Origin of the sequence: Streptomyces sp. NRRL S-87 (assembly GCF_000719335.1) — a bacterium.
GTDB lineage: Bacteria > Actinomycetota > Actinomycetes > Streptomycetales > Streptomycetaceae > Streptomyces.
Genome location: NZ_JOGB01000013.1, coordinates 92080 through 115085, shown reverse-complemented (window position 1 = coordinate 115085; position 23006 = coordinate 92080). Strand labels below are relative to the sequence as shown.

Annotated in this window: 18 protein-coding genes and 1 tRNA gene; 5 read left to right on the top strand and 14 right to left on the bottom strand. The window is 74.2% G+C overall.

Features of this window, described 5'->3' with window-relative positions; translation table 11 throughout:
• Nucleotides 1-372 precede the first annotated feature (372 nt).
• The 6 genes from IF43_RS0110885 to IF43_RS0110860 all read right to left on the bottom strand — a co-directional run bounded on the left by IF43_RS0110885 (nucleotide 373) and on the right by IF43_RS0110860 (nucleotide 7743).
• On the bottom strand, nucleotides 373-1398 hold the full coding sequence (locus IF43_RS0110885; RefSeq protein WP_037888048.1) for a methyltransferase: 1026 nt from the start codon (nucleotides 1396-1398) through the stop codon (nucleotides 373-375).
• Between the two features lie 240 nt (nucleotides 1399-1638).
• Nucleotides 1639-2715, bottom strand: coding sequence for a hypothetical protein (locus tag IF43_RS0110880; RefSeq protein WP_030197488.1), 1077 nt, complete (start codon nucleotides 2713-2715; stop codon nucleotides 1639-1641).
• Nucleotides 2716-2957: 242 nt separating this feature from the next.
• Nucleotides 2958-3620 carry a deoxynucleoside kinase gene (locus IF43_RS0110875; RefSeq protein WP_030197486.1) on the bottom strand — a complete coding sequence of 221 codons (663 nt, stop codon included), beginning with the start codon at nucleotides 3618-3620 and terminating at the stop codon, nucleotides 2958-2960.
• Nucleotides 3621-3982: 362 nt separating this feature from the next.
• Nucleotides 3983-5575, bottom strand: a complete 1593-nt coding sequence (locus IF43_RS0110870) for a reprolysin-like metallopeptidase (protein ID WP_030197484.1) — start codon at nucleotides 5573-5575, stop codon at nucleotides 3983-3985.
• A gap of 289 nt (nucleotides 5576-5864) precedes the next feature.
• Entirely contained in the window at nucleotides 5865-7040 is a 1176-nt protein-coding gene (locus IF43_RS0110865; protein ID WP_037888046.1) for a D-alanyl-D-alanine carboxypeptidase family protein, read from the bottom strand.
• A 145-nt stretch (nucleotides 7041-7185) separates the two neighbouring features.
• The gene (locus IF43_RS0110860) at nucleotides 7186-7743 is read right to left on the bottom strand and encodes a DM13 domain-containing protein (RefSeq protein ID WP_030197479.1); all 558 of its coding nucleotides are present in this window, start codon (nucleotides 7741-7743) and stop codon (nucleotides 7186-7188) included.
• 443 nt (nucleotides 7744-8186) lie between these two features.
• Between IF43_RS0110860 and IF43_RS0110855 the strand changes: the two genes are divergently transcribed.
• A complete protein-coding gene (locus IF43_RS0110855; RefSeq protein WP_030197475.1) occupies nucleotides 8187-10427 on the top strand; it encodes a sulfatase-like hydrolase/transferase in 2241 nt (746 codons plus the stop codon).
• An 89-nt stretch (nucleotides 10428-10516) separates the two neighbouring features.
• Here the strand turns inward: IF43_RS0110855 and IF43_RS0110850 are convergent, their stop codons facing one another.
• The gene (locus IF43_RS0110850) at nucleotides 10517-11416 is read right to left on the bottom strand and encodes a formylglycine-generating enzyme family protein (protein ID WP_030197472.1); all 900 of its coding nucleotides are present in this window, start codon (nucleotides 11414-11416) and stop codon (nucleotides 10517-10519) included.
• A 267-nt stretch (nucleotides 11417-11683) separates the two neighbouring features.
• On the opposite strand from IF43_RS0110850, the gene IF43_RS0110845 reads away from it, so the two are divergent.
• Nucleotides 11684-12313 (top strand): maleylpyruvate isomerase N-terminal domain-containing protein, encoded by a 630-nt coding sequence (locus IF43_RS0110845; protein WP_234332086.1) that lies wholly within the window; start codon nucleotides 11684-11686, stop codon nucleotides 12311-12313.
• Nucleotides 12314-12716: 403 nt separating this feature from the next.
• On the opposite strand, the gene IF43_RS0110840 is transcribed toward IF43_RS0110845, so the two are convergent.
• Nucleotides 12717-12793, bottom strand: a tRNA-Pro gene (locus IF43_RS0110840).
• 105 nt (nucleotides 12794-12898) lie between these two features.
• On the opposite strand from IF43_RS0110840, the gene IF43_RS0110835 reads away from it, so the two are divergent.
• Nucleotides 12899-13423 carry a DUF309 domain-containing protein gene (locus tag IF43_RS0110835; RefSeq protein WP_030197468.1) on the top strand — a complete coding sequence of 175 codons (525 nt, stop codon included), beginning with the start codon at nucleotides 12899-12901 and terminating at the stop codon, nucleotides 13421-13423.
• A 41-nt stretch (nucleotides 13424-13464) separates the two neighbouring features.
• Here the strand turns inward: IF43_RS0110835 and IF43_RS0110830 are convergent, their stop codons facing one another.
• The 4 genes from IF43_RS0110830 to IF43_RS0110815 all read right to left on the bottom strand — a co-directional run bounded on the left by IF43_RS0110830 (nucleotide 13465) and on the right by IF43_RS0110815 (nucleotide 16942).
• A complete protein-coding gene (locus IF43_RS0110830) occupies nucleotides 13465-13854 on the bottom strand; it encodes a VOC family protein (RefSeq protein WP_030197466.1) in 390 nt (129 codons plus the stop codon).
• A gap of 4 nt (nucleotides 13855-13858) precedes the next feature.
• Nucleotides 13859-14512, bottom strand: a complete 654-nt coding sequence (locus IF43_RS0110825) for an LUD domain-containing protein (protein ID WP_030197461.1) — start codon at nucleotides 14510-14512, stop codon at nucleotides 13859-13861.
• 124 nt (nucleotides 14513-14636) lie between these two features.
• On the bottom strand, nucleotides 14637-16193 hold the full coding sequence (locus IF43_RS0110820) for a lactate utilization protein B (protein WP_030197459.1): 1557 nt from the start codon (nucleotides 16191-16193) through the stop codon (nucleotides 14637-14639).
• Nucleotides 16190-16942: a (Fe-S)-binding protein gene (locus IF43_RS0110815; protein WP_030197457.1), complete on the bottom strand. Its 753-nt coding sequence runs from the start codon at nucleotides 16940-16942 to the stop codon at nucleotides 16190-16192. The genes IF43_RS0110820 and IF43_RS0110815 overlap by 4 nt, the downstream gene beginning before the upstream one ends.
• Before the next feature lie 77 nt (nucleotides 16943-17019).
• Here IF43_RS0110815 and cobF point away from each other — a divergent pair, with 77 nt between their 5' ends.
• Complete coding sequence (gene cobF / locus IF43_RS0110810; RefSeq protein WP_030197454.1) at nucleotides 17020-17772, top strand: precorrin-6A synthase (deacetylating); 753 nt, start codon at nucleotides 17020-17022, stop codon at nucleotides 17770-17772.
• A 102-nt stretch (nucleotides 17773-17874) separates the two neighbouring features.
• Here the strand turns inward: cobF and IF43_RS0110805 are convergent, their stop codons facing one another.
• Entirely contained in the window at nucleotides 17875-19020 is a 1146-nt protein-coding gene (locus IF43_RS0110805; RefSeq protein ID WP_030197450.1) for an aminotransferase class V-fold PLP-dependent enzyme, read from the bottom strand.
• Between the two features lie 133 nt (nucleotides 19021-19153).
• Nucleotides 19154-20740 (bottom strand): glycoside hydrolase family 71 protein, encoded by a 1587-nt coding sequence (locus IF43_RS0110800; protein WP_051795077.1) that lies wholly within the window; start codon nucleotides 20738-20740, stop codon nucleotides 19154-19156.
• Between the two features lie 629 nt (nucleotides 20741-21369).
• On the opposite strand from IF43_RS0110800, the gene IF43_RS0110795 reads away from it, so the two are divergent.
• Nucleotides 21370-22935, top strand: coding sequence for a bifunctional phosphatase PAP2/diacylglycerol kinase family protein (locus tag IF43_RS0110795; RefSeq protein ID WP_234332094.1), 1566 nt, complete (start codon nucleotides 21370-21372; stop codon nucleotides 22933-22935).
• Nucleotides 22936-23006: the final 71 nt, after the last annotated feature.

The window sequence follows — 23006 nt, the reverse complement described above, 5'->3', positions numbered from 1 at the left end:
CGGGCCGGCCGGACCCTGCACGGCGCGCCGGGGCACCCGTACGCGGCACGCGACGACGCCCGCGCTCCCCTACGGAGCGCGGGCGTCGCGCGTTCCGCCGGGCGACGGACCGCTCGTGGAGTGCAGCCGTGGAAGACGCGGTCCGCTACGAGTTCGCCGACACCGGCCGGGGTCCCGCCGAGGCCTCCCACGACGCGCTCGCGCCCGGCGTTCTGCGGAAGCGGTTCGCCGCGGAGGGGGTCGTCCGGGGCGGGCGGACCGGGCCGGACCGGACCGACCGGATCGGGGTGCACCCAAAAGGGCGTGGCCTCCGGGCGGAACCCGTCGGTTCCTGCTCGGAGGCCACGCCCGTGTCCGGTGCGCCGGTTCCCGCTAGCGGGTCGCCACGAAGAGGCGCCCGGTGGGGAAGCCCAGCTCCACGGTCCGCACCTCGTTGAAGCCGGCGCCGCGCAGTTTGGCCTCCCACTCCTCCTGGGTGAGGAGCTTCCGCTTCATGAACTGGCGGTGGTAGTAGGTGACGATGGCGCTGAACCGCCGCTCGCGCTCGTTGCGGAGGTACGGCACGGCGTCGGTGATGGCCATGATGCCGCCCGGCCGCAGCGCCTCGCGGCAGTTCGCGAGGACCGCGTCGGCGACGTGCTCCTCCTCCGGCATCATGTCGTGGAAGACGAAGCCCGCGTGGATGACGTCGCTGCCCTCGACCGGCGACGGGTCGGTGGCGATCGACTGGATGGTGCGCTCCACGACGGTCAACCGGTCGGCGACCCCGGCCTGTTCGGCCGCCAGCCGGGCGGCGCTGCAGGACGGGCCGTCCAGGTCGAGCCCGACGCCGGAGCAGCCGGGGAGCTCCTGGAGCACCTCGATGAGCAGCCGGCAGGTGCCGGCCCCCAGGTCCGCGATGCGCTCCGGCTTCGCGTCGAAGATGGTCTCGAGGGCCGCGGGGTAGAACGCCTTGGAGCCCATCCACTGGGAGCTGACCGCGACCTGGCGGCCGTCGCGGATGTACGCGCCGCTGGCCTTGCCCGGGTCGGACAGGTAGGCGCGGGCGTTCTCGATGAACGGCCGGTTGGCGTTCATCACCCAGGAGACGTAGCCGGCCTGGTGCTGGATGCGGTCGAAGTCCGCAACGGTCACGAAGTGGCCCGCGCCGGAGGGGCCGGGGGTGATGATGCCCGCGGACTCCATCGCCTCGAGGTAGTCGGTGACCCCCTGCTCGGGCAGGCCGGTGTGCGCGGCGAGTTCCCCGACGCCGAATTCCTTCCCCGGAATGATCACGTCGAGGACGCCGAGGCGGTCCCCCATTTCGAGCAGAGCCGCCGCTGCCGCGATCGCGGGCGCGTCACCGCTCGCCACGACCTCGTCCGCCAGCCGACGATTGCTCGCGCTCTCAGATGTCACGATTTTCACCCTCGTTCCAACGTCACTGACCGCTGACTTGAAGCCACCCGTGGATCGTCACGGGTGGTTGAGCGACCCATCGCAGATCTGCGCGCTCACGCTAACCAGCCATGACAGATCATGTCCAGCGTTATGACAGCTCTCAACTCGCGAGATGACAAGAGAGTCAGGATTGTTTGTCATGAGGGGGCCCGTAGCACGCCGGGGGCGCAGCGGTCACGGGGCGGGTCCGTCAACCCGTCAGAAGCACTGCGCGTAGTACTTCTTGATGTTGGGCAGCGACTCCAGGTCCGCCCGGCGGCCGGGGTGGTGGGCGAGCAGGTACCGGATCCGGTCCACCAGGTCGGTGCCACCGGGCTGGAACGCGGCCGCCTTGAGGATCTGGCAGAAGTCGGCGATGTGCCCGAGGTGGACGTGCTGCGCCGCGCGCGGGCAGAGCCGGGCGCCCACGTCGGCCCGCCACTGGGGCGGCATGGCGTCGGGCTTGCAGTCGACCCCGTCCACGCCCCTGAGCCAGGCGCTGCCCACGATCTGCGCCGAGTGGACGTTCTGCCCGATCGTGGCGGACCCACCCGCGGGCAGGGGGATGAGGCCCTGCGTGCTGAGCGTCGGCATCAGCGACTCGACCCAGCCGGCCGTGCAGTACGAGGCTCCCCACACGATCGATGCGAAGGCGCCGCTCCTGGTGATCGCCCGGACGATCCCCGCGGGCTGGTCCAGGGTCCCGTACGTACTCTCCCAGGGGGTGGCGCCCTGCGCGCTGCAGGCGTCGTACCCGCCCGTCGGGGCGGCGACCATGCCGACCACGTGCTGGACCGTGGCGTCCTGCCCGCCCTTGCGCAGCCAGAGCTTGAACGGGTGCTGCGCGGCGGCGGCGTACAGGGCGCCGCTGGCGTCGACGAGGATCCGCCGCCGCGCCCCCGCGACGGTGGCGTGGACCGCGCCGCCCTTGTACCGCAGCGCCCCGTCGGGGCCGGTCCACAGGTGCACGGGGTTGTAGGTGCCCGGGGCCTCACCGAGTGCGAGCGAGGTCAGGCAGCTGACCGCGGCCGCCCGGAGCGTCTCGGAGCTCACGTCCTGCAGCGGCTGCCGGGGCGCGGGGAAGTCGGGCTTGGCCAGGTCCACTTGGGGGAAGGCCACGAGCAGCGCCGCCCGGAAGCCCTCCCGCTCGTCCTCGAGGTCCTGAACGAACCGTCCGTACTGCGGCCCGCCGGCCATGGTCCGCAGCTCGTCGGTGATCTTCCCGGTGTCGGGCGCCTGCCCGCTCAACCAGCGCAGGAGGTTCGGGTAGGGGCTGGTCGGAGTGTGAGTGCTCATGGTCTTCCCTTCGGTCGGTGACTGCGCGGTGGACCGGGTGGGGGGAGGATCGGGGGCACGGGAGCCGCCCACGGGGCACCGGAGGGGCAGGCGGCGGGGCGACACTTCACGCTACCGTGCGCTTTGACACCCCGTGGCCGGTTCGGCCCGATCACCGCAAACGCCGCCGCCACGGCCTGATCGGCCGTGGCGGGCGAGGGTCCTCCGCGTGCGCGGAGGGGGAGAAGACCGGTGGGACCGCGTCAGCCGCGCTGCCTGACCGCGGCCAGGGCGTCCTTGACCTCCTGGACCACGCGGGCCGCGTCGTCGGGGTTGTTCACCACGTCCGTGCGGTTCATGTCGACGACGAGGACCTCGCTGGCCGAGTAGTGCCTGTGCACCCAGTCGTCGTAGCCGGACCAGAGGGTGCGGTAGTACTCGACGAGCCCGGCGTCCTGCTCGAAATCGCGTCCCCGCAGGCCGATGCGGTGCAGCACCGTGTCGAAGTCGGCCTGGAGGTAGACCATGAGATCCGGCGCCTTGCGGTAGGGCAGGCCGTCGATCTCGCGCATCATCTCCTCGAGCAGCCCCTCGTACACCTGCATCTCGAGGGAGCTGATCCGGCCCAGGTCGTGGTTGACCTTGGCGAAGTACCAGTCCTCGTAGATGGACCGGTCGAGGACGTTGTCGCCCTGCTTGTACGCCTCCTTGATCGAGGCGAAGCGCGTCTGCAGGAAGTAGAGCTGGAGCAGGAAGGGGTAGCGGCGCGCCTGGATCTCCTCGGGGCTCGCCGTGTAGAAGAGCGGGAGGATCGGGTTGTCGTCGACGCTCTCGTAGAAGACGTGGCTGCCGAGCTCCTTCGCGAGCAGCTCGGCCACGCTCGTCTTGCCGATCCCGATCATGCCTCCGACGCAGATCACTGCCATACCTCACTTCTCCCTGGGGTTCCTCTGTGCGCGGGCGGGCGGGCCGGCCGGCCGCCCCACACCGATGAGACGCGCGCCGACGGGCACGCGATTCCCAGGGAGCTTCATGATCAGTGTCATACGGTCCCGTCCGGCCTCGGGCCCCGACGCAGGCCGCCCTCCCCGGCCGGACGGACCGACCGCTCCGCGATCGCCCGTGCGGCGGGGAATCACCATCCCGCAGCCGCCTTGAAGCATAGGTGACGTTTCGCCCCGGGCCTGCCCGGGCGGACCGGCCCATGTGTGACCGGTGTCACCGTGCGGACGGGCCGCCGCCGGGCCGGGCGGGGCCGCCGGCGGGCCGGGCCGTGCGGAGCGGCCGGCTACGGCTGCTCGATCGCGACGAACAGCGCGTTGACGGTCCGGTTCGCGTTCATGGTGAGCTGGTGGCTCGGGTCGTTGCCGTCCAGCTCGATCCCGTCGACCGCCCAGGCGTCGAACCGGTAGCCGGGATTGGGGACGGCGGTGACGGTGACCTGCGTGCCGGGGTCGTACGGGCCGAACTCGCTGACCCGGACCGTGCCGCCGGCCTCCGGGTCGTGCATCAGGGTGAGGGAGTTGCGGTTGGTCACCAGGGAGGCGCGGTAGGCGGCCACGGTGTCCGCGCTCTGACGCGCGACGGCGGCGTTGTTGTTGTCGGCGTTGCCCAGGGCCTGGTCTCCCCAGGTGCGCTCGGTGTTGGAGTACGCGTTGACCACGCTGCACGCCCGGGGGCAGGCCTGGGAGTAGGCCATGAGCGTGCGGTGCAGCCCGTTGGGCGTGACCCAGCCGTAGTTGAACGTGCCCTCGGGGGTGGTGCCGCCCTGGCGCGCGATCGTCAGGCGGTCGTGCTTCAGGCCGAAGTTGTGTCCGACCTCGTGGGCGAGGTTCTCCCAGGCGGCCACGGACCCGATGCTGGTGACCGAGTACGCGTTGGCGTCGGTGGTCGCGGAGGGCCCCGGATCGGGCAGGTTGGCCGCACCGGAGGAGTCCTCGAACGGCACGGAGGCGAGCAGCGCGACGAGGTCGGCCCCGTAGGTGTTGCGCTGCGCGGCGGCCGTGGCCCCGAGGACCGTGTTCGCGGGGTTGCTGATCATGGCCAGCAGCGTGTTCACGTTCTCGCGCGGGACGTTGGTGGGCGCGGTCTGGTACGTGTTGACGACGTGCACGCTGGCCGGCACGTTGCTGAAGGCGAGCGCCCTGTTCATCTGGTTCACGCCGTACGTGATGCGGGACTGGACCGCCTGGACACTGCCCATGACCTCGACGGCGGCCGGGGTGTAGGCCACGACGATGTCGATGGCGGCCGGGTCGTTGGGTGTGGCGGCCCGCAGGCCCGGCTTGGGCGGGTGGTGCGGGTGGCCCGGGTGGTGCGGGCGGTGCGGCTTCTTGTCGGGGATGGTGACCGTGTCGACGCCCTGCCCGCTGGGCGGCAGGGCGAGGGAGTCGATCTCCTGCAGCTCGTACCAGCCGGGGCGCCCGGCCAGCGGCTGGTAGGCGTAGTCGCGGAAGTCCTCCGTGATGACGCCGGAGAGGGTGACCGGCCCCTTGGTGCAGGCCCCGATGACGGACACGGAGATGGTGTTCTCCGCGTTCTTCGGGTCGTGGCCGCTCCAGAACACCGTGCCGTCCGCCTCCTTGCGCTGGAAGTCCTCCACGGCGGTGAAGCCCTTGCCACGCCCGAACAGCGGGAACGTACGGCGCTCCGGTGCGCCCTCCCGGTGCTCGCCGCAGAGGGAGCGGAACGCCTTGGCGTCCGTGCGCTGCACGGCGGACCGCACCACCCAGGGCTCGTGCTCACCTCCGCCCCGGCCTCCGCCCCGGCCTCCGCCCCCGCCCGACCCGGCGGACGCGGCGGGTGCGGTCAGGGCGAGTGCCACGGTGGCGGTGAAGGCGGTCGCCGAGGCGGAGGCGGCGAGCAGGAAACGACGGCGCATGGGGCGTGGGCCTCTCTGTGGGGGGTGTGCGCCTTGTATTCCGTGGCCGGGGCCACGCCACGCCGGTACGCCGGTCCCGCACGGCCGACCGGCCCGAGGGTTCACCCCGAGGGTGGGGAACCCCCGAACCGGATGCTCAGGGTGTGGTGGAAGGCGCCGTCGGGGCCGTACGCGGCCCCCGTCCACCCCGCACCCCCGCCGCCCGTCCGACCGCGGCCGGTCAGGGGCCGGTCCACGGCCCCGGTGCGCGGCCGGTCAGGGGCCGGTCCACGACCCGGTGCGCGCCCGGTCAGGCGCCGCTCCGGCGTCGGAGGTGGTACGCGCCGGCGCCGGCGGCAGCGGCTCCCGCCAGCAGGACCGCGGGCCACGCGTACCCGGTGCCGGAGCCCGCCGGGGCCGTGGCGGCGGCGGCCACGGGCGGCGGTTGGGTCCGCGGGCGGGCCGCCGACGGGGGCCGGAGCGATCCGACCGGGTTCACTCGTCCGGCTGCCGCAAAACCCCAGTCCAGCAGGGCCCGCGCCTCCTCGTACACCGCGAAGGGGCCGCCGTGCTGGGGGTTCATGACGGTGACCAGGACGGTACGGCCGGCCCGCCGTGCGGCCGTGACCAGGGTGTAGCCGGCTCCGGAGGTGTAGCCGTTCTTGATGCCGATGACGCCCGGGTAGCGCTCGACGCCGTCCTCGCCGGTGAGCAGCCGGTTGGTGTTCTCGATGCCGTACGTCCAGCTCGGCCGGCCCGCGGCGTCCGTGTCCCCGGGGAACGGGGCGTCGGGGAGCGCCGCGTAGCGGGAGAAGTCGGGATCGGCGAGGCCCGCGCGGCCGAAGACCGCGAGGTCGAAGGCGGAGGACACCTGGCCGTCCGCGTCGTAGCCGTCCGGGGAGACGACGTGGGTGTCGGTCGCGCCGAGGGCGCGGGCCTTGGCCTGCATCCGCGCGGTGGTCGCGGCCCAGCCGCCGTTCATGGCGGCCAGGACGTGGACGGCGTCGTTGCCCGAGCTGAGGAAGACGCCCTTCCAGAGGTCCGCGACCTGATAGGTACGGCCGGCGTCGAGGCCGACCAGGCTGCTGCCCTCGCCGACGTCGGCCAGTTCGGCGCCGGTGACGGTGTGGGTGCCGGTCCGCGGGAGGCTGGGCAGGGCCGTGAGCGCGAAGAGCGTCTTCAGGGTGCTGGCCGGCGGCAGGCCCAGGTGGGCGTTGTGGGCGGCGAGCACCTCACCGGTGCCGGCGTCGGCCACCAGCCAGGACAGCGCGGACAGGTCGTCGGGCAGGGCCGGTGCGCCCTCGCGCGGCCGCACGACGACGCCGGGGCGGTGCAGGAGGGCCGGATCCGGCAGGGCCTCCGCCCGCGGGGGCGCGGGCTCGGCCCGGGCCGCGCCCGCGAACGCCGGCGTGAGGACGACGCTCGCGCCGGCGGCCAGGGCGGCCGTGCGGGTAAGGAGCCTGCGCGCTGACGAACTGAGGATCATCCGGTCACGGTAGGCACCGCCCGGGGAGCTCGCAGCCGCACGTGGGCCGACCGGCGTAGCGCCGCGGCCGCCGCGGCACGGCCGCCGGGCATCGGCCCGCACCGGACACGTCCCGGCGCCTACGGGCCCACGGGCCCACGGCGGGTCAGGTGCGGGCCAGCGCGGCGGCGCCGAAGGACACGTCGAAGCGGTCGCACCAGATGCTGACGCTCGAGTACGTCGACCAGTCGAGGTCCGGGGGCAGCGGGTAGTTCTGGTCGCCCTTGTTGCCCTTCAGCTCGGCGAGGTTGACGTACCGTCCGTCGTCGAAGAGCCGCCAGCCCGCCCTGCCCTCCTTGACGGGCGCGTCGCTCAGCCAGACGCGCACATCGGGCCCGCTGCTCGTGTCCAGGCCCTCGAGGCGGAGCGTGTGGGTGCCGTCCGCGAGCCGGAGGATCCTCACCGTGCCGGTCGTGGCGTGCTCGTGACTGATGAACGTGCCCTGCGCGACGGTGACGGGCTCCGACGGAGAAGGCGCGGACGGCGCGGAGTCCCCGGCCCCCGCCGTCGGCTTCGCTGCCGCGGCCGAGGTGGGCAGCGCCTCGTTCACCGTCTCGTCCGTCCACAGGGCCCACGGCTCGAACCACACCAGCCCGGCCGACACCACCACCAGACCCGCCGCGACGACCGCGGCCCACCACTGCTTCCTCGTGACGCGCCCCACGACGCCCCTCCTTCCGAACCGCCTCTTCACCTTCACCCGCCATCCAAGGTGATCGCGCCTCCGTCCGGCAGCCCCGGGCCGATGACGAAACCCTTACGTCGTCGGCGGCGCGCGCAGCGGCGCGGCCGGGTGGCGCGCAGGGGTCATCCGAAGGGGCCGGACGGCGGCGTGCGCCATCGCGGTCCGCCCTGCGTCCCGGCCCCCATGCCGCGCGGGCGCCGACACGGGGCGTTCGCGCCGAGGACCCGTCAAGTCGGGTGCTGTCACACGTTCTTCATGCTCCGTGCATGGTCCGGGTGCGGCTCCCCCGCGCATGATCGGCAGGCGTCCGGCCCAGGCCCAGGCCCGGCCCGCCCGCACCCCCACGCGCACGCGCACGCGCACCCGCAGCCGCACCCACACCCGCACCCGCATCCGCATCCGCATCCGAGGAGCAGTCCCCCATGCCCAGCCGCCGTACCTTCCTCGCCGCATCGACCGCTTCGCTCGGTCTGACCGCCGTCACCGCCACCGCCGCCGGGTCGGCACAGGCGGTGCCCGCGGTGACGGTCCCGGACACGGCGGACGGCTCCGGCACCCGGCTGCCGAACATCGTCGTCGTCCTCGCCGACGACCTGGGCTACGGCGAGCTCGGCTCCTACGGCCAGAAGCTGATCACCACCCCCCGCCTGGACCGGCTCGCCACCGAGGGGCTCCGCTTCACCGATGCCTACTCGACCGCCGCGGTCTGCGCACCCTCCCGCTGCTCCCTGCTGACCGGACTCCACACCGGCCACTCCACGGTCCGTGCCAACCCCTCCTCCGGCGGCCAGGGCTCGCTCACCGCAACCGACACCACCTTCGCCCAGGTGCTGCGGGCGCGCGGCTACCGAACCGCCGTGATCGGCAAATGGGGCTTCGGACCGGAGGCCGCAGGCCAGGACAGCCATCCGGCCGCCCGCGGCTTCGAGGAGTTCTACGGCTACATCGACCACAGCCACGCCCACCAGTACTACCCCGAGTACCTGTGGCACAACGCGGTCAAGGAGCCCATCCCCGCGAACGCCGGCGGCGCCAAGGCCGTGTACGCCCCCGACCTCCTCGAGCAGCACGCCCTGGAGTTCATCGACACCCACGCCGCCGAACCGTTCCTCCTCCTGCTCACCCCGAACGTCCCGCACGCCCCCAGCGACATCCCCGACACCGGCGCCTATGCGGGCCAGAGCTGGTCGGCTGCGGACAAGGGCCACGCGGCCCAGGTCAGCTACTTCGACTCGCTGGTGGGCAAGGTGATCGACCGGCTCCGCGACCTCGGCCTGGAGCAGGACACCGTCGTCCTCGTCACCAGCGACAACGGCCCCCACGAGGAGGGCGGGGTCAACCCCGACCTGTTCGACGCCAACGGTCCGCTGCGCGGCTACAAGCGCAACCTCTACGAAGGCGGCGTACGCGTCCCCCTCATCGCCTGGGGCCCCGGCCGGGTCCGGCAGGGTACGAGCGACCGCCCCACCCCCCTGACCGACGTCCTGCCCACCCTCGCCGAGCTCGGCGGTGCCCCCGCCCCCACCGACCTGGACGGGCTCTCCGCCGCTCCCCTGCTCGCGGGCAGCGCCGACTCGGCGCGCCACGGGCACCTGTACTGGTTCCGCGACGAGTCGGGGGGCACCAGCCGGGCCAACGCCCAGGACAGGAAGCGCGCCACCTGGCTCGCCGAGGCGGTCCGCCGGGAGAACTGGAAGGCCGTGCGCTTCGCCCCCGAACGCGACCACAACCTCCCCGACGACAAGTGGCAGGTGGAGCTGTACGACCTGGCATCCGATCTCGGCGAGGCCCACAACGTCATCGACAAGCACCCGGCCACGGCCGGAGAACTTGTGGCGCTGATGCGCTCCTCCTGGAAGGACACCTACCCGCGCACGCCGTTCGGGACCCGTCTGACGCTGCCCCGGCTGGCCGTCCCCGGCCGGGCGTTCACCGTCACCGCCACCCTGGACAACGGGTCCGCACGGCCCTGGACCACCGCGGCGCTCAGCCTGCGCGCCCCCGCCGGATGGACCGTGGCCTCCGCCTCCCCGGCCACGGCGGAGGGACTCGCCGTCGGCGCCCGGCTCACCGCCTCCTGGCAGGTCACACCACCCGTGGACGCCGCCCCCGCGACCGCGTGGGAGCTCACGGCGGAGGGCACCGCCCTCACCCCGGCCGGCCCGGTCCACTACCCGGCGACGGCCACCGTCCCGACCCCGCCCCCCGCCCCCACTCGCGACTCCTACCTCTCCGACCTCACCTGGATCAGCGCTACCAACGGCTGGGGACCGGTGGAACTCGACGCCTCCAACGGCAAGAGCGCCGCCGGGGACGGCCCGCCGATCGCCTTCGGCGGTACGACGTACCCCAAGGGTCTGGGCGTCCACGCGCCCAGCGACATCGCCTACCACCTCGGCGGCGGCGCCGTCCGGTTCACGTCCCTGGTCGGCATCGACGACTTCTCCGCCAAGCAGAGCACCCTCGGCGCCACCCGCGCCAAGGTCTACGGCGACGACCGCCTGCTCCTCACCACCCCCACCCTCACGGCCGCCACCGGCCCGGTCCAGGTCGACCTGGACGTGCGCGGCGTCCGCGTCCTGCGGCTGGTGGTGGAGGACGCCAACAACCGCACGTCCTACGACCACACCTCCTGGGCCCTGGCCCGGGTCACCGTGGGCTGACCCCCGCGCCCCCGTGCCAGAGGCCGCTCCGGATCACTCCGAAGCGGCCACCTGCGCAGTCGCCGTGGGTATGCGGGCGACGGACCGTGCTACGCGGGACCGGCGGCCACGCGGAACCCGATGTTGCCCGTCGAGCTGTCGGGCGTGTTGGAGCTGCGCGCGGCGACCCGGTAGCGGTTGCAGTAGGAGTCGTGGCAGAGGTACGAACCTCCGCGCATCGCGCGGGACGTCTCCTCGGCGGGGGTGAACCAGTCCGCGCACCACTCCCAGACGTTGCCGACCGTGTTGTAGAGGCCGAAGCCGTTGGGCCGGAAGGAGTTCACGGGGGCGGTGGAGACGTAGCCGTCGGCGCCGGTGTTGAGCACCGGGAACCGGCCCTGCCAGATGTTGCACATGTGACGGCCGTCGGGCATGAGCTCGTCGCCCCACGGGTAGCGGCGCTGCTCCAGGCCGCCGCGGGCCGCGTATTCCCACTCGGCCTCGGTCGGCAGGCGGGTGCCGGACCAGGCGCAGTACGCCTGGGCGTCGTGCCAGGACACGTGGACGACGGGGTGGTTCTGCCGGTCGGTGACATGTGAACCGGGCCCTTCGGGGTGGCGCCAGCTGGCCCCCTCCACCGCCCGCCACCACGGGACGCCCGCCACGGGCGCGGAGACCGCGGCGACCTCGTCGGCGAGGAAGGCCCCGAAGGTGAAGGAGAAGCCGAAGCGTTCGGCCTCCGTCGTGTAGCCGGTGGCGTTGGCGAAGGTGGCGAACTGGGCATTGGTCACGGCCGTTGCCGCGATCCGGAAGGGCTCCACGGCCACTTCGCGGATCGGCCCCTCGGCATCCGCCGGGAAGCCCTCCGGGTCGTCGGTACCCATGAGGAAGCTCCCACCGGGCAGGGTGAGCAGCTGCCGGGCCACCCGGGAGGCCGGGGGCGCGGCGGGCGGCGGCGCGAGGGTGAGCGTCGGGGCATGGGCGTGGCCGGGGGTGCAGCAGTCGGACATGGGCGACTCCGTCGGGACGGTGGGCGGCCGGGCGCCCGCACCTCGCGGTGGGGGCGCCCGCCCGGCGGTTCCGGGGTGTGGGTTTGCCATGGCGACGAGAGTAGGTGAAGCGGAACCGGCGTTCCATGTACGGCAGATGAAAACGAGGGCGCCACCACACATACCCCCTGCCGGCCGGGCCACCGCCGGGAATGCGTCGTCCCTGCCGCGCGGTTGACCGGGCAGGCACCCACCGACAGCGACAGGGGGAACAGCAAGGTGACACAGGTGAGGGAGCTCTACCTGAGTGTGGCGGACACAGCGGCGAAGCTGCTGGCCGCACCGGAGGTCGCCGACGACTGGCACCAGCCCTCCGCACTGGCGAAGCTCAGCGTCCAGGGGCTGGCGGGTCACCTGGCCGGGCAGGTCTTCTTCATCCCCACGGTGCTGGCAGAGCCGGTACCTACCGAGCCCGCCATCTCGATCCACGAGTACTACGCGCGGGTCAGCTGGATCGGCTCGGACCTCGACACTCCGTTCAACCAGGCCATTCGATCCGGCGGCGAGGAAGAGGCGGCTGACGGTCCGGCCGCCCTGGCCGCGCGAGTCGCCGCATGCGTCGAGGAACTGCGCGACGTCCTGCCCACCGCGCCGGATCGCCTGGTACGTCGGCCCACCTGGGGGCCGTGGTCGATCGGTCTCGACGACTTCGTCGCCAGCCGGATGCTGGAGCTTGCCGTTCACTCCGACGACCTTGCGCACAGCGTCGGGTTGCCGACCCCCGAGTTCCCGGCCCCTGCCGTCGAGACCGTCGTGGACTTGCTGTCACGGATCGCCCTACGCCGGCACGGCGCCACCAACGTCCTGCGCGCACTGAGCCGCAGCGAACGCGCACCGGCTTCCATCTCGGCGCTCTGACGCAAGCACCTGAACCGAGCAGAAGCCAACGAACCGCCCGCCCGCCTTCCGGCCGGAGGCTCCGCCGCGGGCCGGCCGGAAGGTCCTCATCGGTGACGCGCGGCTCCCCACCCGCTCACAAGCGGGCGGGGAGCCCGGAAGAAGCGGTTCAGGAACCTTCGAACGTCCCGAGCTGCCCCGAAGCGATCCGCCCAACGTTGCTGCGACCACCGGGCGACCCCCTGCAGCAGCTCCGCGAGGCCCTCGGCCGACCCCGCTCCCCCGCGCCGCCGGCCTTCAGCGTCATGGCCGCCGCCCTGCCACGGACCGAACGTACGACCACATTGCGACCACCCTGGCCCCGGACGCACCAAAGGCCGTCCTCTCATGGATGAGAGAACGGCCTCCGACCTGCGTTTCCGCGTGGTCGGGACGACAGGATTTGAACCTGCGACCCCTTGACCCCCAGTCAAGTGCGCTACCAAGCTGCGCCACGTCCCGGTGCTCGCTGACCTGGGGTTTCCCCCGGTCCGGCGTGCAGGAAGAACATTACCGCACGTCGGGGGCTGCGCTGACACGGGCGGGGCGGCCGGGGAGGATGGGGGCATGGAACGGGACCGGGACGGTGAGGGGCGGGCGCGGAGCGCGCGGCCGCGGGACGGGCTCGGGCGGCCGTTGCCGTACGGGGCCGAGGGGGTCGAGCGGCAGCCGGAGGGGGTGGTGCGCAGCCCCGACGACACGGTGCGGGAGGCGCAGCGGCTGCTCGACGCGGGGATGCCGTTCCACGCGCACGAGGTGTTCGAGGACGCGTGGAAGTCCGGCCCCGCGGAGGAGGCAGGCCTGTGGCGGGCCCTGGCGCAGCTGGCCGTCGGGCTGACGCACGCCGCGCGCGGCAACGCGACGGGCGGGGCGCGGCTGTTGCTGCGGGGCGCGCAGGGGTTGGAGGAGTGGCGGCCGGGCCGGGCTGCGGCTCCGGGGCCTGGGTCTGGGCCTGGGCCGTACGGGTTGGACCTGGTGGGGCTCGTGGGGTGGGCTCGGGAGTTGGGTGGGCGGGTGGCCGCCGGCGGCGGCGCCGGCGCGGCGCCGGTGGACGCGGGGGCGGAGGCGCCGCGGCTGCGGGGGGTGGGGTGACGGGTACCGAGGGTCGCCCGGGCCGCGGCGGCCGGTCGGGGCTACTTCGGCTGGAGGAGGTCCCAGCGGTTGCCGTAGAGGTCCTCGAAGACGACCACGGAGCCGTACGGCTCGTGGCGCGGCTGCTCCAGGAAGTGCACGCCCGCGGCCGTCATGCGGGCGTGGTCGGTGGCGAAGTCGTCGGTGTGGAGGAAGAAGCCGACCCGGCCCCCCGTCTGGTCGCCGACGCGGGCCCGCTGCTCGTCGTTCTTGGCCCGGGCGAGGAGGAGCGCCGACTCGGTGGCGCCGCGGGGGCGGACCACGACCCAGCGCGAGCCGTCGGGGCGCGGGGTGTCCTCGACGAGCTCGAAGGCGAGGGCGCGGGTGTAGAAGTCGATGGCCTCGTCGTAGTCGAGGACGACGATGGCGGTCAGGGCGATATGTGCGGACATGGGATCAGTCTGTCGCAAGCAGGACGACTTCCAGTGTGCGGGGGCCGTGTACGCCCTCCACTCGGTCGAGTTCGATGTCACTCGTGGCGGAGGGACCCGAGATCCACGTGAGCGGGCGGGCCGGGTCCAGGCGGGCGAGTGCCTGGGGTACGGAGTCCACGACCTGGTCGGGCACCCGTACCACGCAGATGTGGTGGTCGGGGATGAGGGAGATCCGGCGCCGGCCCTGGTCCGGGGATCCGTCGAGGACGAGCGTGCCGGTTTCGGCGACGGCGAGGGCGCAGCCGGTCACGACGCTGCCGACCCGGTCCAGGCGGTGGGTGGTCCAGCGCGGCAGGTCGTGGATGCGGGTCGGGCCGGCCGCGGACAGCCAGTGCGGCGGCAGGGCCGGGGGGACGAGGACCTCCCCGGAGCCGCGGGCGGCCAGCAGGCGCATGAGGAGCGGGGCGATGCCGTCCTCGTCCGTCCGGTGGACGACGGCTCGGTAGTCGGCGAGGTTCTCGGCGAGCAGGTCGACGCGCTCGGCGGGGGTGCGGGTGCCGTGCACGGTCAGGTAGTCCCGGGGGACGTCGGTGGCGTACGCGGCGGCCGTGGCCGGCGGGGCCGACTCGCCCCGGGCGCGCCGGATGCGCGCGAGGATGCGCTCTCTGCTGTCCATGGTGCGTGGTCCCTCCGGTGCGCCGGTCGTGGGGGCGGTCCCGCCCCGTCGTGCGTGCATCAGTCGCCGGCCCGATCGCGCCGTGCGCACAGCGGCTGCCGTCCCGATCGCGCCGTGCGCGACGTCAGTCGCCGCCCCGTTCGCGCCGCCACCAGTCGCGGAAGGACTCCGCGGGCAGCTCCGGCAGGTCTCGGGTGTCCGTCCAGGCGCGGCCCGTGCGGCCGGGCAGGCGGCGGGGGCGGAACCGGCGGGCCCGGGCCAGCAGCCGCTCCCCCGCCCGCAGGGCGGCGGGGTGGTCCAGGGTCCAGCGGGCGGCGCGCATCGCGGCGCGTTCGGCCGCGTGGCCCCGGGCGGGCCGGATGCGGACCCGTACGCCCTCGCGGGTGACCGGGCCGCCCTGCGCCACCCGCTCGCGCAGGTGCACCAGCACCTCGGGGATGTCGATGGCGACCGGGCAGACCTCGTAGCAGGCCCCGCAGAGCGTGGAGGCGAACGGCAGGGACGCGTCGACCGGGCTGTCCGTGCCGCGTAGTTGCGGGGACAGGACCGCGCCGATGGGGCCGGGGTAGACGGAGCCGTAGGCGTGCCCGCCGGCACGCTCGTAGACGGGGCACACGTTCAGGCAGGCCGAGCAGCGGATGCAGCGCAGCGCCTGGCGGCCCACCTCGTCGGCGAGGGTGTCGGTGCGGCCGTTGTCGAGGAGGACGAGGTGGAAGGCGCGCGGGCCGTCGCCGTCCGTGGTGCCGGTCCACATGGTGGTGTACGGGTTCATCCGCTCGGCGGTGGAGGAGCGCGGCAGGGTCTGCAGGAACACCTCCAGGTCGCGGAAGGTGGGGACCACCTTCTCGATGCCGACGACCGAGATCAGGGTCTCGGGCAGGGTCAGGCACATCCGGCCGTTCCCCTCGGACTCCAGCACCACGAGGGTGCCGGTCTCGGCGACCATGAAGTTGGCTCCGGAGACGGCCACCTTGGCGCGCAGGAACTTCTCGCGCAGGTGGCGGCGGGCCGCCTCCGCGAGGTCGGCGGGCCGGTCGGTCAGGTCGGCCGGCGCGGGCCGGCCCCAACGGGCCATCTCCGCACGGAAGACGTCGCGGATCTCGGCGCGGTTGCGGTGGATGGCGGGCACCAGGATGTGCGAGGGCCGGTCGTGGCCGAGCTGCACGATGAGTTCGGCCAGGTCGGTCTCGTACGCGGCGATGCCCGCGGCCTCCAGGGCCTCGTTGAGTCCGATCTCCTGCGTGGCCATGGACTTGACCTTGACCACCTCGCGCTCGCCGGTGGCCTCGACGAGGGCGGTGACGATCGCGTTGGCCTCGGCGGCGTCGGCGGCCCAGTGGACGGTGCCGCCCGCCGCCGTGACGGCCTCCTCCAACTGGATGAGGTAGTGGTCGAGGTGACGGAGGGTGTGGTCCTTGATGGCGCGGCCGGCCTCCCGCAGCCGTTCCCAGTCGGCGAGTTCGGTGACGGCCCGGGCGCGCTTGTCGCGGATGGTGCGGGTGGCGTGCCGGAGGTTGGCCCGCAGCCGCTCGTCGTGCACGGCGGCCCGGGCCGCCTCGGGGAAGGCCGGGAAGGAGGAGGCGGGAGCGGGGCCGGGTACCGGAGCGGGGCCGGGGGCAGGAGCGGGCGGATGCGCCGGGAAACCCGGCATGCCCAGGTACGTGGCGCCGTCGCCGCTCATCGGAAGTCCTCCTCGGTGCTCGCCAGGATCTCCGCCAGGTGCAGGGTGCGCAGTGGCGCGCCCTGCCGGCGCAGGGTGCCGCCGAGGTGCAGCAGGCAGGAGTTGTCCGCGCCGCACAGCACGTCGGCGCCGGTGCCGAGGGCGGCGCGCACCTTGTCGGCACCCATGGCGGCGGAGACGTCGGGGTTCTTGACGGCGAAGGTGCCGCCGAAGCCGCAGCACTCCTCGGCTCCGGGCAGTTCGACGAGGTCGAGGCCCTTGACGGCGCGCAGGAGACGGCGCGGGCGGTCGCCGAGTCCGAGGGAGCGCAGCCCGTGGCAGGACGGGTGGTACGTGACGGCGTACGGGAAGTACGCTCCGACGTCGACCGTGCCGAGCACGTCGACGAGGAACTCCGTCAGCTCGTACGTACGGGGGGCGAGCCCGTCCGCGAGCACCGCCAGCTCTCCGCCGCGGCCCTCGGCGGCCGCCCGCCGGCCGATGCGCGGGTAGTGCTCGCGGACCATCGCGGCGCACGAACCGGAGGGGGTGACCACGTACTCGTACCCCTCGAAGGCGCGGGCGGTTCGGCGCAGCAGCGGCTCGGTCTCGTGCCGGTAGCCGGTGTTGTACTGCGGCTGGCCGCAGCAGCTCTGGGCGGCGGGGAAGTCGACCGTCACGCCGAGCCGCTCCAGCAGCCGCACCACGGCGACGCCGGTGCCGGGGTGGAGCGCGTCGTTGACGCAGGTGACGAACAGGGCGACGCGCATGCCCGGGAGCATAGCGAGGACGCCCCGGCCCGGCCCTGATGTCCGGGGGACGGACGGCATGGGGCAGACTCGGCCGGGTGAAGAAGTTCTATGTGATCGGCATCGGGGCGGGCGACCCCGACCACCTGACCCTCCAGGCGGTCAAGGCGATCGGCGCGACGCACGCGTTCCTCATCCTGGAGAAGGGTGAGGAGAAGGCTGACCTCACTGACCTGCGGCGGGCCATGCTGACCGCGCACGGCCGGCCCGGGCACCGCCTGGTGGAGGGGCTCGACCCGGACCGCGACCGGACCCCGGCCGACTACGCGCCGACGGTCGACGGCTGGCGCAGCGCGCGCTCGCACCTCTTCGAGCGGTTCATCGCCGAGGACCTCGCCGAGGACGAGACGGGCGCGTTCCTGGTGTGGGGCGACCCGGCGCTGTACGACTCGACGCTCGCGATCCTCGACGAGGTCCGCGAGCGGGGCCGGGTGGCCTTCGAGCACGAGGTCGTGCCGGGCATCAGCAGCGTCTCCGCGCTGCTGGCCAAGCACCGTACGACCCTGAACCGGGTGGGCCGGCCGGTTCAGATCACCACCGGGCGGCGACTGGCCGAGGGCTGGCCGGCCGACGTGGACGACGTGGTGGTCATGCTGGACGCCCGGCACGCCTTCACCCGCCACCTCGACCAGGACCTGTACATCTACTGGGGCGCCTACGTGGGCACGCCGGACGAGATCCTGGTCCAGGGACGGCTCGCGGACGTGTCGGACCGGATCGAGGAGCTGCGCACCGAGGCCCGGGCCCGCAAGGGCTGGATCATGGACACGTACCTGCTGCGCCGCGGGTGATCCCGCGCCCCGTTCCGGGCGGCTGATCACCCCGGGTCGCGTGGCGGTGTGCGTGGGGGGGGAGGCGGTTGACAGGACCACGGCTCCCCCACCCCACCGCCCTCAGCGGTCCAGCAGCCCGGCGAGCCCGACGGCCAGCGCCTCGTACTCCTCGGGCCGGTTGTAGAGCTGCCCGCACACCCGGATGCCGCCGGCGCCCTCCCAGCCCCAGACGGTGACCCGGATCCGCAGCCGGTCGGCGATCTCCTCGCGCAGCGCCCTGGCCCGCTCCAGCGTGTCGGCGACCCCGGCCGGCAGTCGCAGCGAGCGCATCGCGACGCCGTCGGCGTACGGCAGCGGGCGCAGCCCGAGCCGGTCCGCGAGCACCTCGCTGCCGTACGCGGCGAGCGCGGCGTTGTGGGCCCGTACCTTCTCCGCGCCCAGGCCGTCGAGGAACGCCAGCCCCTCGGGGGCGGCGAGCCAGGCGGTGTAGTCGGCGGTGGCGCGCCACTCCAGCGAGCGCGGGAAGCCGTGGTGGTCCTCCCAGGACGGCGAGAGCGGCCGGATGGCGGCGCGGTGCGCGGGTGCCACGGCCAGGACGGCGGCGCCGGGCGGCGCGTAGGCCCACTTGTGGAGGTTCCCGAAGTAGAAGTCGGCCCCGCCCGCGAGGGGTTCGGCGAGCATGCCCAGGGCGTGCGCCCCGTCGACGATGGTGGTGACCCCGCGGTCGGCGAGCTCGGCGAGCAGCCGCGGCCCGGCCACCAGGCGGGCGGTGGGCGAGGTGATGTGGTCGAGCACGGCGGCCCGGGTGCGCGGGGTGACGGCGGCCAGGACGGCCTCGCACACGGCGTCCTCGTCCGGCAGCTCCGGGTCGAGGGCGACGGTGCGCAGCGGGGCGCGGCGGGCGGCGGCCGCGGTGACGGTGCCGTAGCCGTGGTCCGTGACCAGGATCTCGTCGCCCTCGTCGAAGTCGAGGGAGTTCATGACAACGTTGGCACCCTCTGTCGCGTTGGCCACGAAGGCGATGCCGTCGGGGTCCGCGGCGAGCGGGGCGGCCAGACGGACGCGGGCCTCGGCGATGCGCTCCGGGGCGCCGACGAAGAAGGCGTCGGGGTCGGCGTGCTGCTCCTCGCGCACGGCGGCCTGCACCTCCAGCACGGGGACGGGGGCCGCTCCGAAGGACCCGTGGTTGAGGTGCGAGATGTCCGGGTCGAGCCTGAACAGGGCGCGTCCGCCGGGGAACTCCGCAGGGGTGTGCGGCTGGGGCACCGGTGCCTCCGGGGTCTCGTGGCGGGGTCCGGTTGCCCCGCACGGGTGTTCCCGCGATCATGCCCGGCGGGCGGGGCCGGACGGAAGACCGTCCGCCCCGCGCCCCGCGCCCCGCCGCCCCGTACTGCTCCCGCTACTCGTCCCGGCCGCTGGTCGCCGCGTAGTACTGGAGGTCCTGCACCTGCACCACCTGGGTCACCGGGTAGTCCAGCCCCACCGAGGCCACCGTCTTCCCGGACCGCCGGGCCACGGCCGAACTGGTGCCGGGGCGCAGCGGGAAGAGCTCGGCGTGCGGCCCGGCGGGGGCCTTGTACGTGGACCCGCTGCCGCCCACGGTGGCCCGTACGGACCCGGGGGCGGTGAGGAAGCTCAGCACCTCCACCGTGTCGCGCGGCGTGGCGGTGCCCCGGCGCGGGGCCATCAGCAGCTTCTGGCCGCCCGTCGGGGCGGTGCGGGCGAACTGCACGCGCGAGGTCAGGTAGACGGTGTCGCGCACGATGCCGGGCCAGGAGCCCGTCTTGAAGCGGGTCAGGTAGTAGGCGGAGATGTCGAGGTACGCGTGCCCGTTGTGCAGCGAGGGGGCGAACTGGCTGCCCTCGGAGTAGTCGTTCCAGGTGGTCAGCTGCACCCAGTCGGCGCCGTCGTCGATGGCGTGGTTCCACGTGGCCCGCAGGGTGGCGGTGTTGCCCGCCTCGTCGTAGACGCCCTGGTTGGGGCGGGCGTCCTGGACGGAGACCGGCTGCATCCAGATCTTGCCCAGGCCGTGGGCCCGGCGGACGTCGCGGGTGGCGCTCTCCTGGCCCACGTACGAGCGGCTGCCCCATTCCGAGAAGCCGTAGCTGATGGAGGAGAACTCACCGGAGTGGGCGCCGTAGTCGAGGAAGAGCGGGACGAGCGCGGTGCGCACTCCGTGCCGGCTTTTGAGCAGGTCCATGACCTGCTTCCACCAACCGACCGGCTTGGCCTCGGCCTTGAAGGGCGAGACCACCAGCCGGCCGTCGCCGAGCCGGTGCGCGGCCGGCTGAGCCGCCAGCTTCGCCAGGGCGTCGGCGAGCGTGGTCGGCTCCGGGTTGATGGAGGTCATGTCCGGCATCGGCATGATCTTGAAGTGCGGGTCGACGGAACGGGCCGCCCGCATCAGCATGTTGGTCCGCTCCCAGTTCTTGCCGGACAGCGACAGCAGGTCGACGGTGAACCCGTCCAGACCGGCGGCGCGGGCGGTGCGCACCTCCCGCTGGAGGTTGGCGTACTCCCAGTCGCCCGGCTTGGGCGACACCGGCAGCGGACGGTCGCGCAGCAGGCCGCCGTACCGGCTGTGCTTGCCGCCCTCGCCCTGCGGCTTGAGGTAGTTGCGGGTGTAGTAGTCCGTCTCCGCACGGGCGTTGTCGAGCGACAGCGGGTACGGGGTGAAGTAGTGCGCGAACACCAGGCGCTTGCTCTTGCGCAGCGTCGCGGGCGACGGCATGTCGAAGGGCAGCGCGCCGCTGGGGCGCCAGTCGCCGTCCGGGTCTCCGGGGCGGGGGGTGGGCTTGGCGCCGCCGCCCCCGCTCTTGCCGTCGTCCCCACCGGGGGTGCTCGAACCGCCGCCGGGCGTACGGCCGTAGCCGTCGTCGGGCCCGGGTCCGCTCGACCAGGGCGTGCCGATCCGGACCGGCCCGGTGGCGCGTTGGGGGGCGTCCTTGCCGAACGGGTCCCAGGCGATTCCGGTGGCGGCGCACACGCCCACGGTCAGGAACGAGGCGATCGCGAAGGCCAGCGCGCCCCTGCCACGAAATCCCGTGCGGCGCCGATGGGTTGAGGGTCGTCGGCGTCTGTCCGCCCGATCCGCACTCATTCGTTCCGCCCTCCCGGTGAATATGCCCCGTCCGGGACATGGACAGCAGTAGATCCGATCCGCGCCATCCGGACAACCGTTCTCCTGCGTGTCGGGCGCTGACACGTACGTCACACGCATCACTCGCCCTACGCCCGTACGGCCGCGCGCGCCCGGGCATCCGATGGCCGCAATGCCCGGTTCGCCGCTTTGCTCCGGCTAGTTTGGGTACGAGGGCCACGGCGCCCGCCCCGTGCAGACGCGGCGGGCCGGTCGGCCGGCGCGAGGAGTCCCGGCGGCCGGGGGCATCGGGCGCCGGGCGGCGGGTAGACGCGGTCGAAGTACCGACGGCGGACCGATGACGGACCGACGACGGACGGACATCGATGACGGACAGACAAGGAGCCGATGTGACGCGAGCCGAGGATCCCGCGGTCCACCCACCGCCCGGAACGGCCCCGGGCGGTGGAGCCCACGGCGCGCCCCTCACCTGGCGGGGCACCCTCGCGGACCGGGACCGACGGCTGTTCGAGGCGGTGGCCCGACAACACTGGCCGGGCGCGGAGCGGGTCCTGCCGCGGCTGGGCCGGGCCGCGAACCACGGGGTGCTGTGGCTCGCCGGGGCCGGCGCCCTCGCGGTGTTCGGCTCGCCGCGCGCCCGCCGGGCGGCCGCCCGGGCCGCGGCCTCGCTCGCGCTGGCCTCGGCCACCATCAACACGGTCGGCAAGTGGTCCGTCCGCCGCCCCCGGCCCCTGGCCGAGGTGGTGCCGGCGGCCCGGCGGCCGACCCGGTTCCCGACCACCACGTCCTTCCCGTCCGGGCATTCGGCCTCGGCCTTCGCCTTCGCCACCGGACTGGCCCTGGAGCACCGGGGCTGGGGCGCGGTGGCCGTGCCGGTGGCCGCCGGTGTCGCGGTCTCCCGCGTCTACACGGGCGTGCACTACCCGGCGGACGTGCTGGCGGGGGCGGCTCTCGGGGTGGGCGCGGCGCTGTGCGTCCGCTCCCTCGCCCGCGCGGGCGAGCGGCGGCGGGCGGCCCCGGGGCCGGAGCAGCCCGCGACGGACGCGCCCGCGCTGCCGGACGGCGCCGGACTCGTCGTGGTCGCCAACACCGGCTCGGGGGTGGCCTCCGGCCCGGTGGCGGGCGGCGCGGGGCTCGGCGCCGGGTTCGGCGCCGGGTTCGGCGCCGGTCCGGCGGAGGAGGTCCGCGCCGCGTTGGCGGAGGCCCTGCCCGCGGCCGAGTTCGTCGCGTGTACGGGCGAGGAGTTGGTGGCGGCCTTGGAGGAGGCGGCCGGGCGCTGCCGCGTGCTCGGGATCTGCGGCGGCGACGGGTCGGTGAGCGCGGCCGCCACGATCGCCCAGCGGGCCGGGCTGCCGCTGGCGGTCTTCCCCGGCGGGACCCTCAACCACTTCGCGGCCGACCTGGGGCTGCCGGACGCCGCCGGGGTCTGCCGGGCGGTGGCCGCCGGCGAGGCGGTCCGGGTGTCGGTCGGGCGCCTCACCCCCGGTCCGGGCCCGGACGGCCGGCCCGTCTGCTTCGTCAACACCTTCAGCCTGGGCGTCTACCCGGAGCTGGTGCGCCGCCGGGAGCGGTGGGCGCCGCGGATCGGCGGCGGCCCGGCCGCGCTGCTGGCGGCCTGGCGGGTGCTGCGCGAGGAGCGGCCGGTGTCGCTGACCGTGGCCGGGCGGCCGCGGTCGGTGTGGCTGCTGTTCGCGGGCAACGGCACGTACTACGGCTCGGGGCCGGTGCCCCGGCGGCGGTTCGCCCTGGACGAGCGGGCCCTGGACGTGCGGCTCGCGCACGGCGGCGGCCGGCCCGGCCCGCGCCTGCTGGCGGCGGCGATGACCGGGCCGCTGACCCGCTCGCCGCTGCACACCGCGACCCGGCGGCGCTCCCTGCCGATCGCGGACATCCCGCCGGGCACGCTGCTGGCGTACGACGGCGAGTACGCCGCGGCGCCCACCGAGCTGGTGGTCGAGCAGCTGCCGGGGGCGCTGGTGGTCTACCGGCCGTACGGGGTGGACGCCGGCCCGTCCTCGGCGGCGTGGGCGGACGGGGAGCGGCCCTCGGCAGCGGCGGCGGGCGACCCGCAGGGCGCCTGAACCGGCGGGCCGGCCGGGGCCGGCTCCTGCGCACCCTGGACCGGCGGCCGGCCGGGGCGCCTCCTCCGCAC

Excerpts from the sequence above, each read along its gene's own strand:
- IF43_RS0110835 (WP_030197468.1), top strand. The coding sequence starts at position 12,899 with ATGGAACGGGACCGGGACGGTGAGGGGCGGGCGCGGAGCGCGCGGCCG.
- IF43_RS0110830 (WP_030197466.1), bottom strand. The coding sequence starts at position 13,854 with ATGTCCGCACATATCGCCCTGACCGCCATCGTCGTCCTCGACTACGAC.
- IF43_RS0110875 (WP_030197486.1), bottom strand. The coding sequence starts at position 3,620 with ATGGCAGTGATCTGCGTCGGAGGCATGATCGGGATCGGCAAGACGAGC.
- IF43_RS0110815 (WP_030197457.1), bottom strand. The coding sequence starts at position 16,942 with ATGCGCGTCGCCCTGTTCGTCACCTGCGTCAACGACGCGCTCCACCCC.
- IF43_RS0110850 (WP_030197472.1), bottom strand. The coding sequence starts at position 11,416 with ATGTCCGACTGCTGCACCCCCGGCCACGCCCATGCCCCGACGCTCACC.
- IF43_RS0110855 (WP_030197475.1), top strand. The coding sequence starts at position 8,187 with ATGCCCAGCCGCCGTACCTTCCTCGCCGCATCGACCGCTTCGCTCGGT.
- IF43_RS0110820 (WP_030197459.1), bottom strand. The coding sequence starts at position 16,193 with ATGAGCGGCGACGGCGCCACGTACCTGGGCATGCCGGGTTTCCCGGCG.
- IF43_RS0110865 (WP_037888046.1), bottom strand. The coding sequence starts at position 7,040 with ATGATCCTCAGTTCGTCAGCGCGCAGGCTCCTTACCCGCACGGCCGCC.
- IF43_RS0110880 (WP_030197488.1), bottom strand. The coding sequence starts at position 2,715 with ATGAGCACTCACACTCCGACCAGCCCCTACCCGAACCTCCTGCGCTGG.
- IF43_RS0110825 (WP_030197461.1), bottom strand. The coding sequence starts at position 14,512 with ATGGACAGCAGAGAGCGCATCCTCGCGCGCATCCGGCGCGCCCGGGGC.
- IF43_RS0110870 (WP_030197484.1), bottom strand. The coding sequence starts at position 5,575 with ATGCGCCGTCGTTTCCTGCTCGCCGCCTCCGCCTCGGCGACCGCCTTC.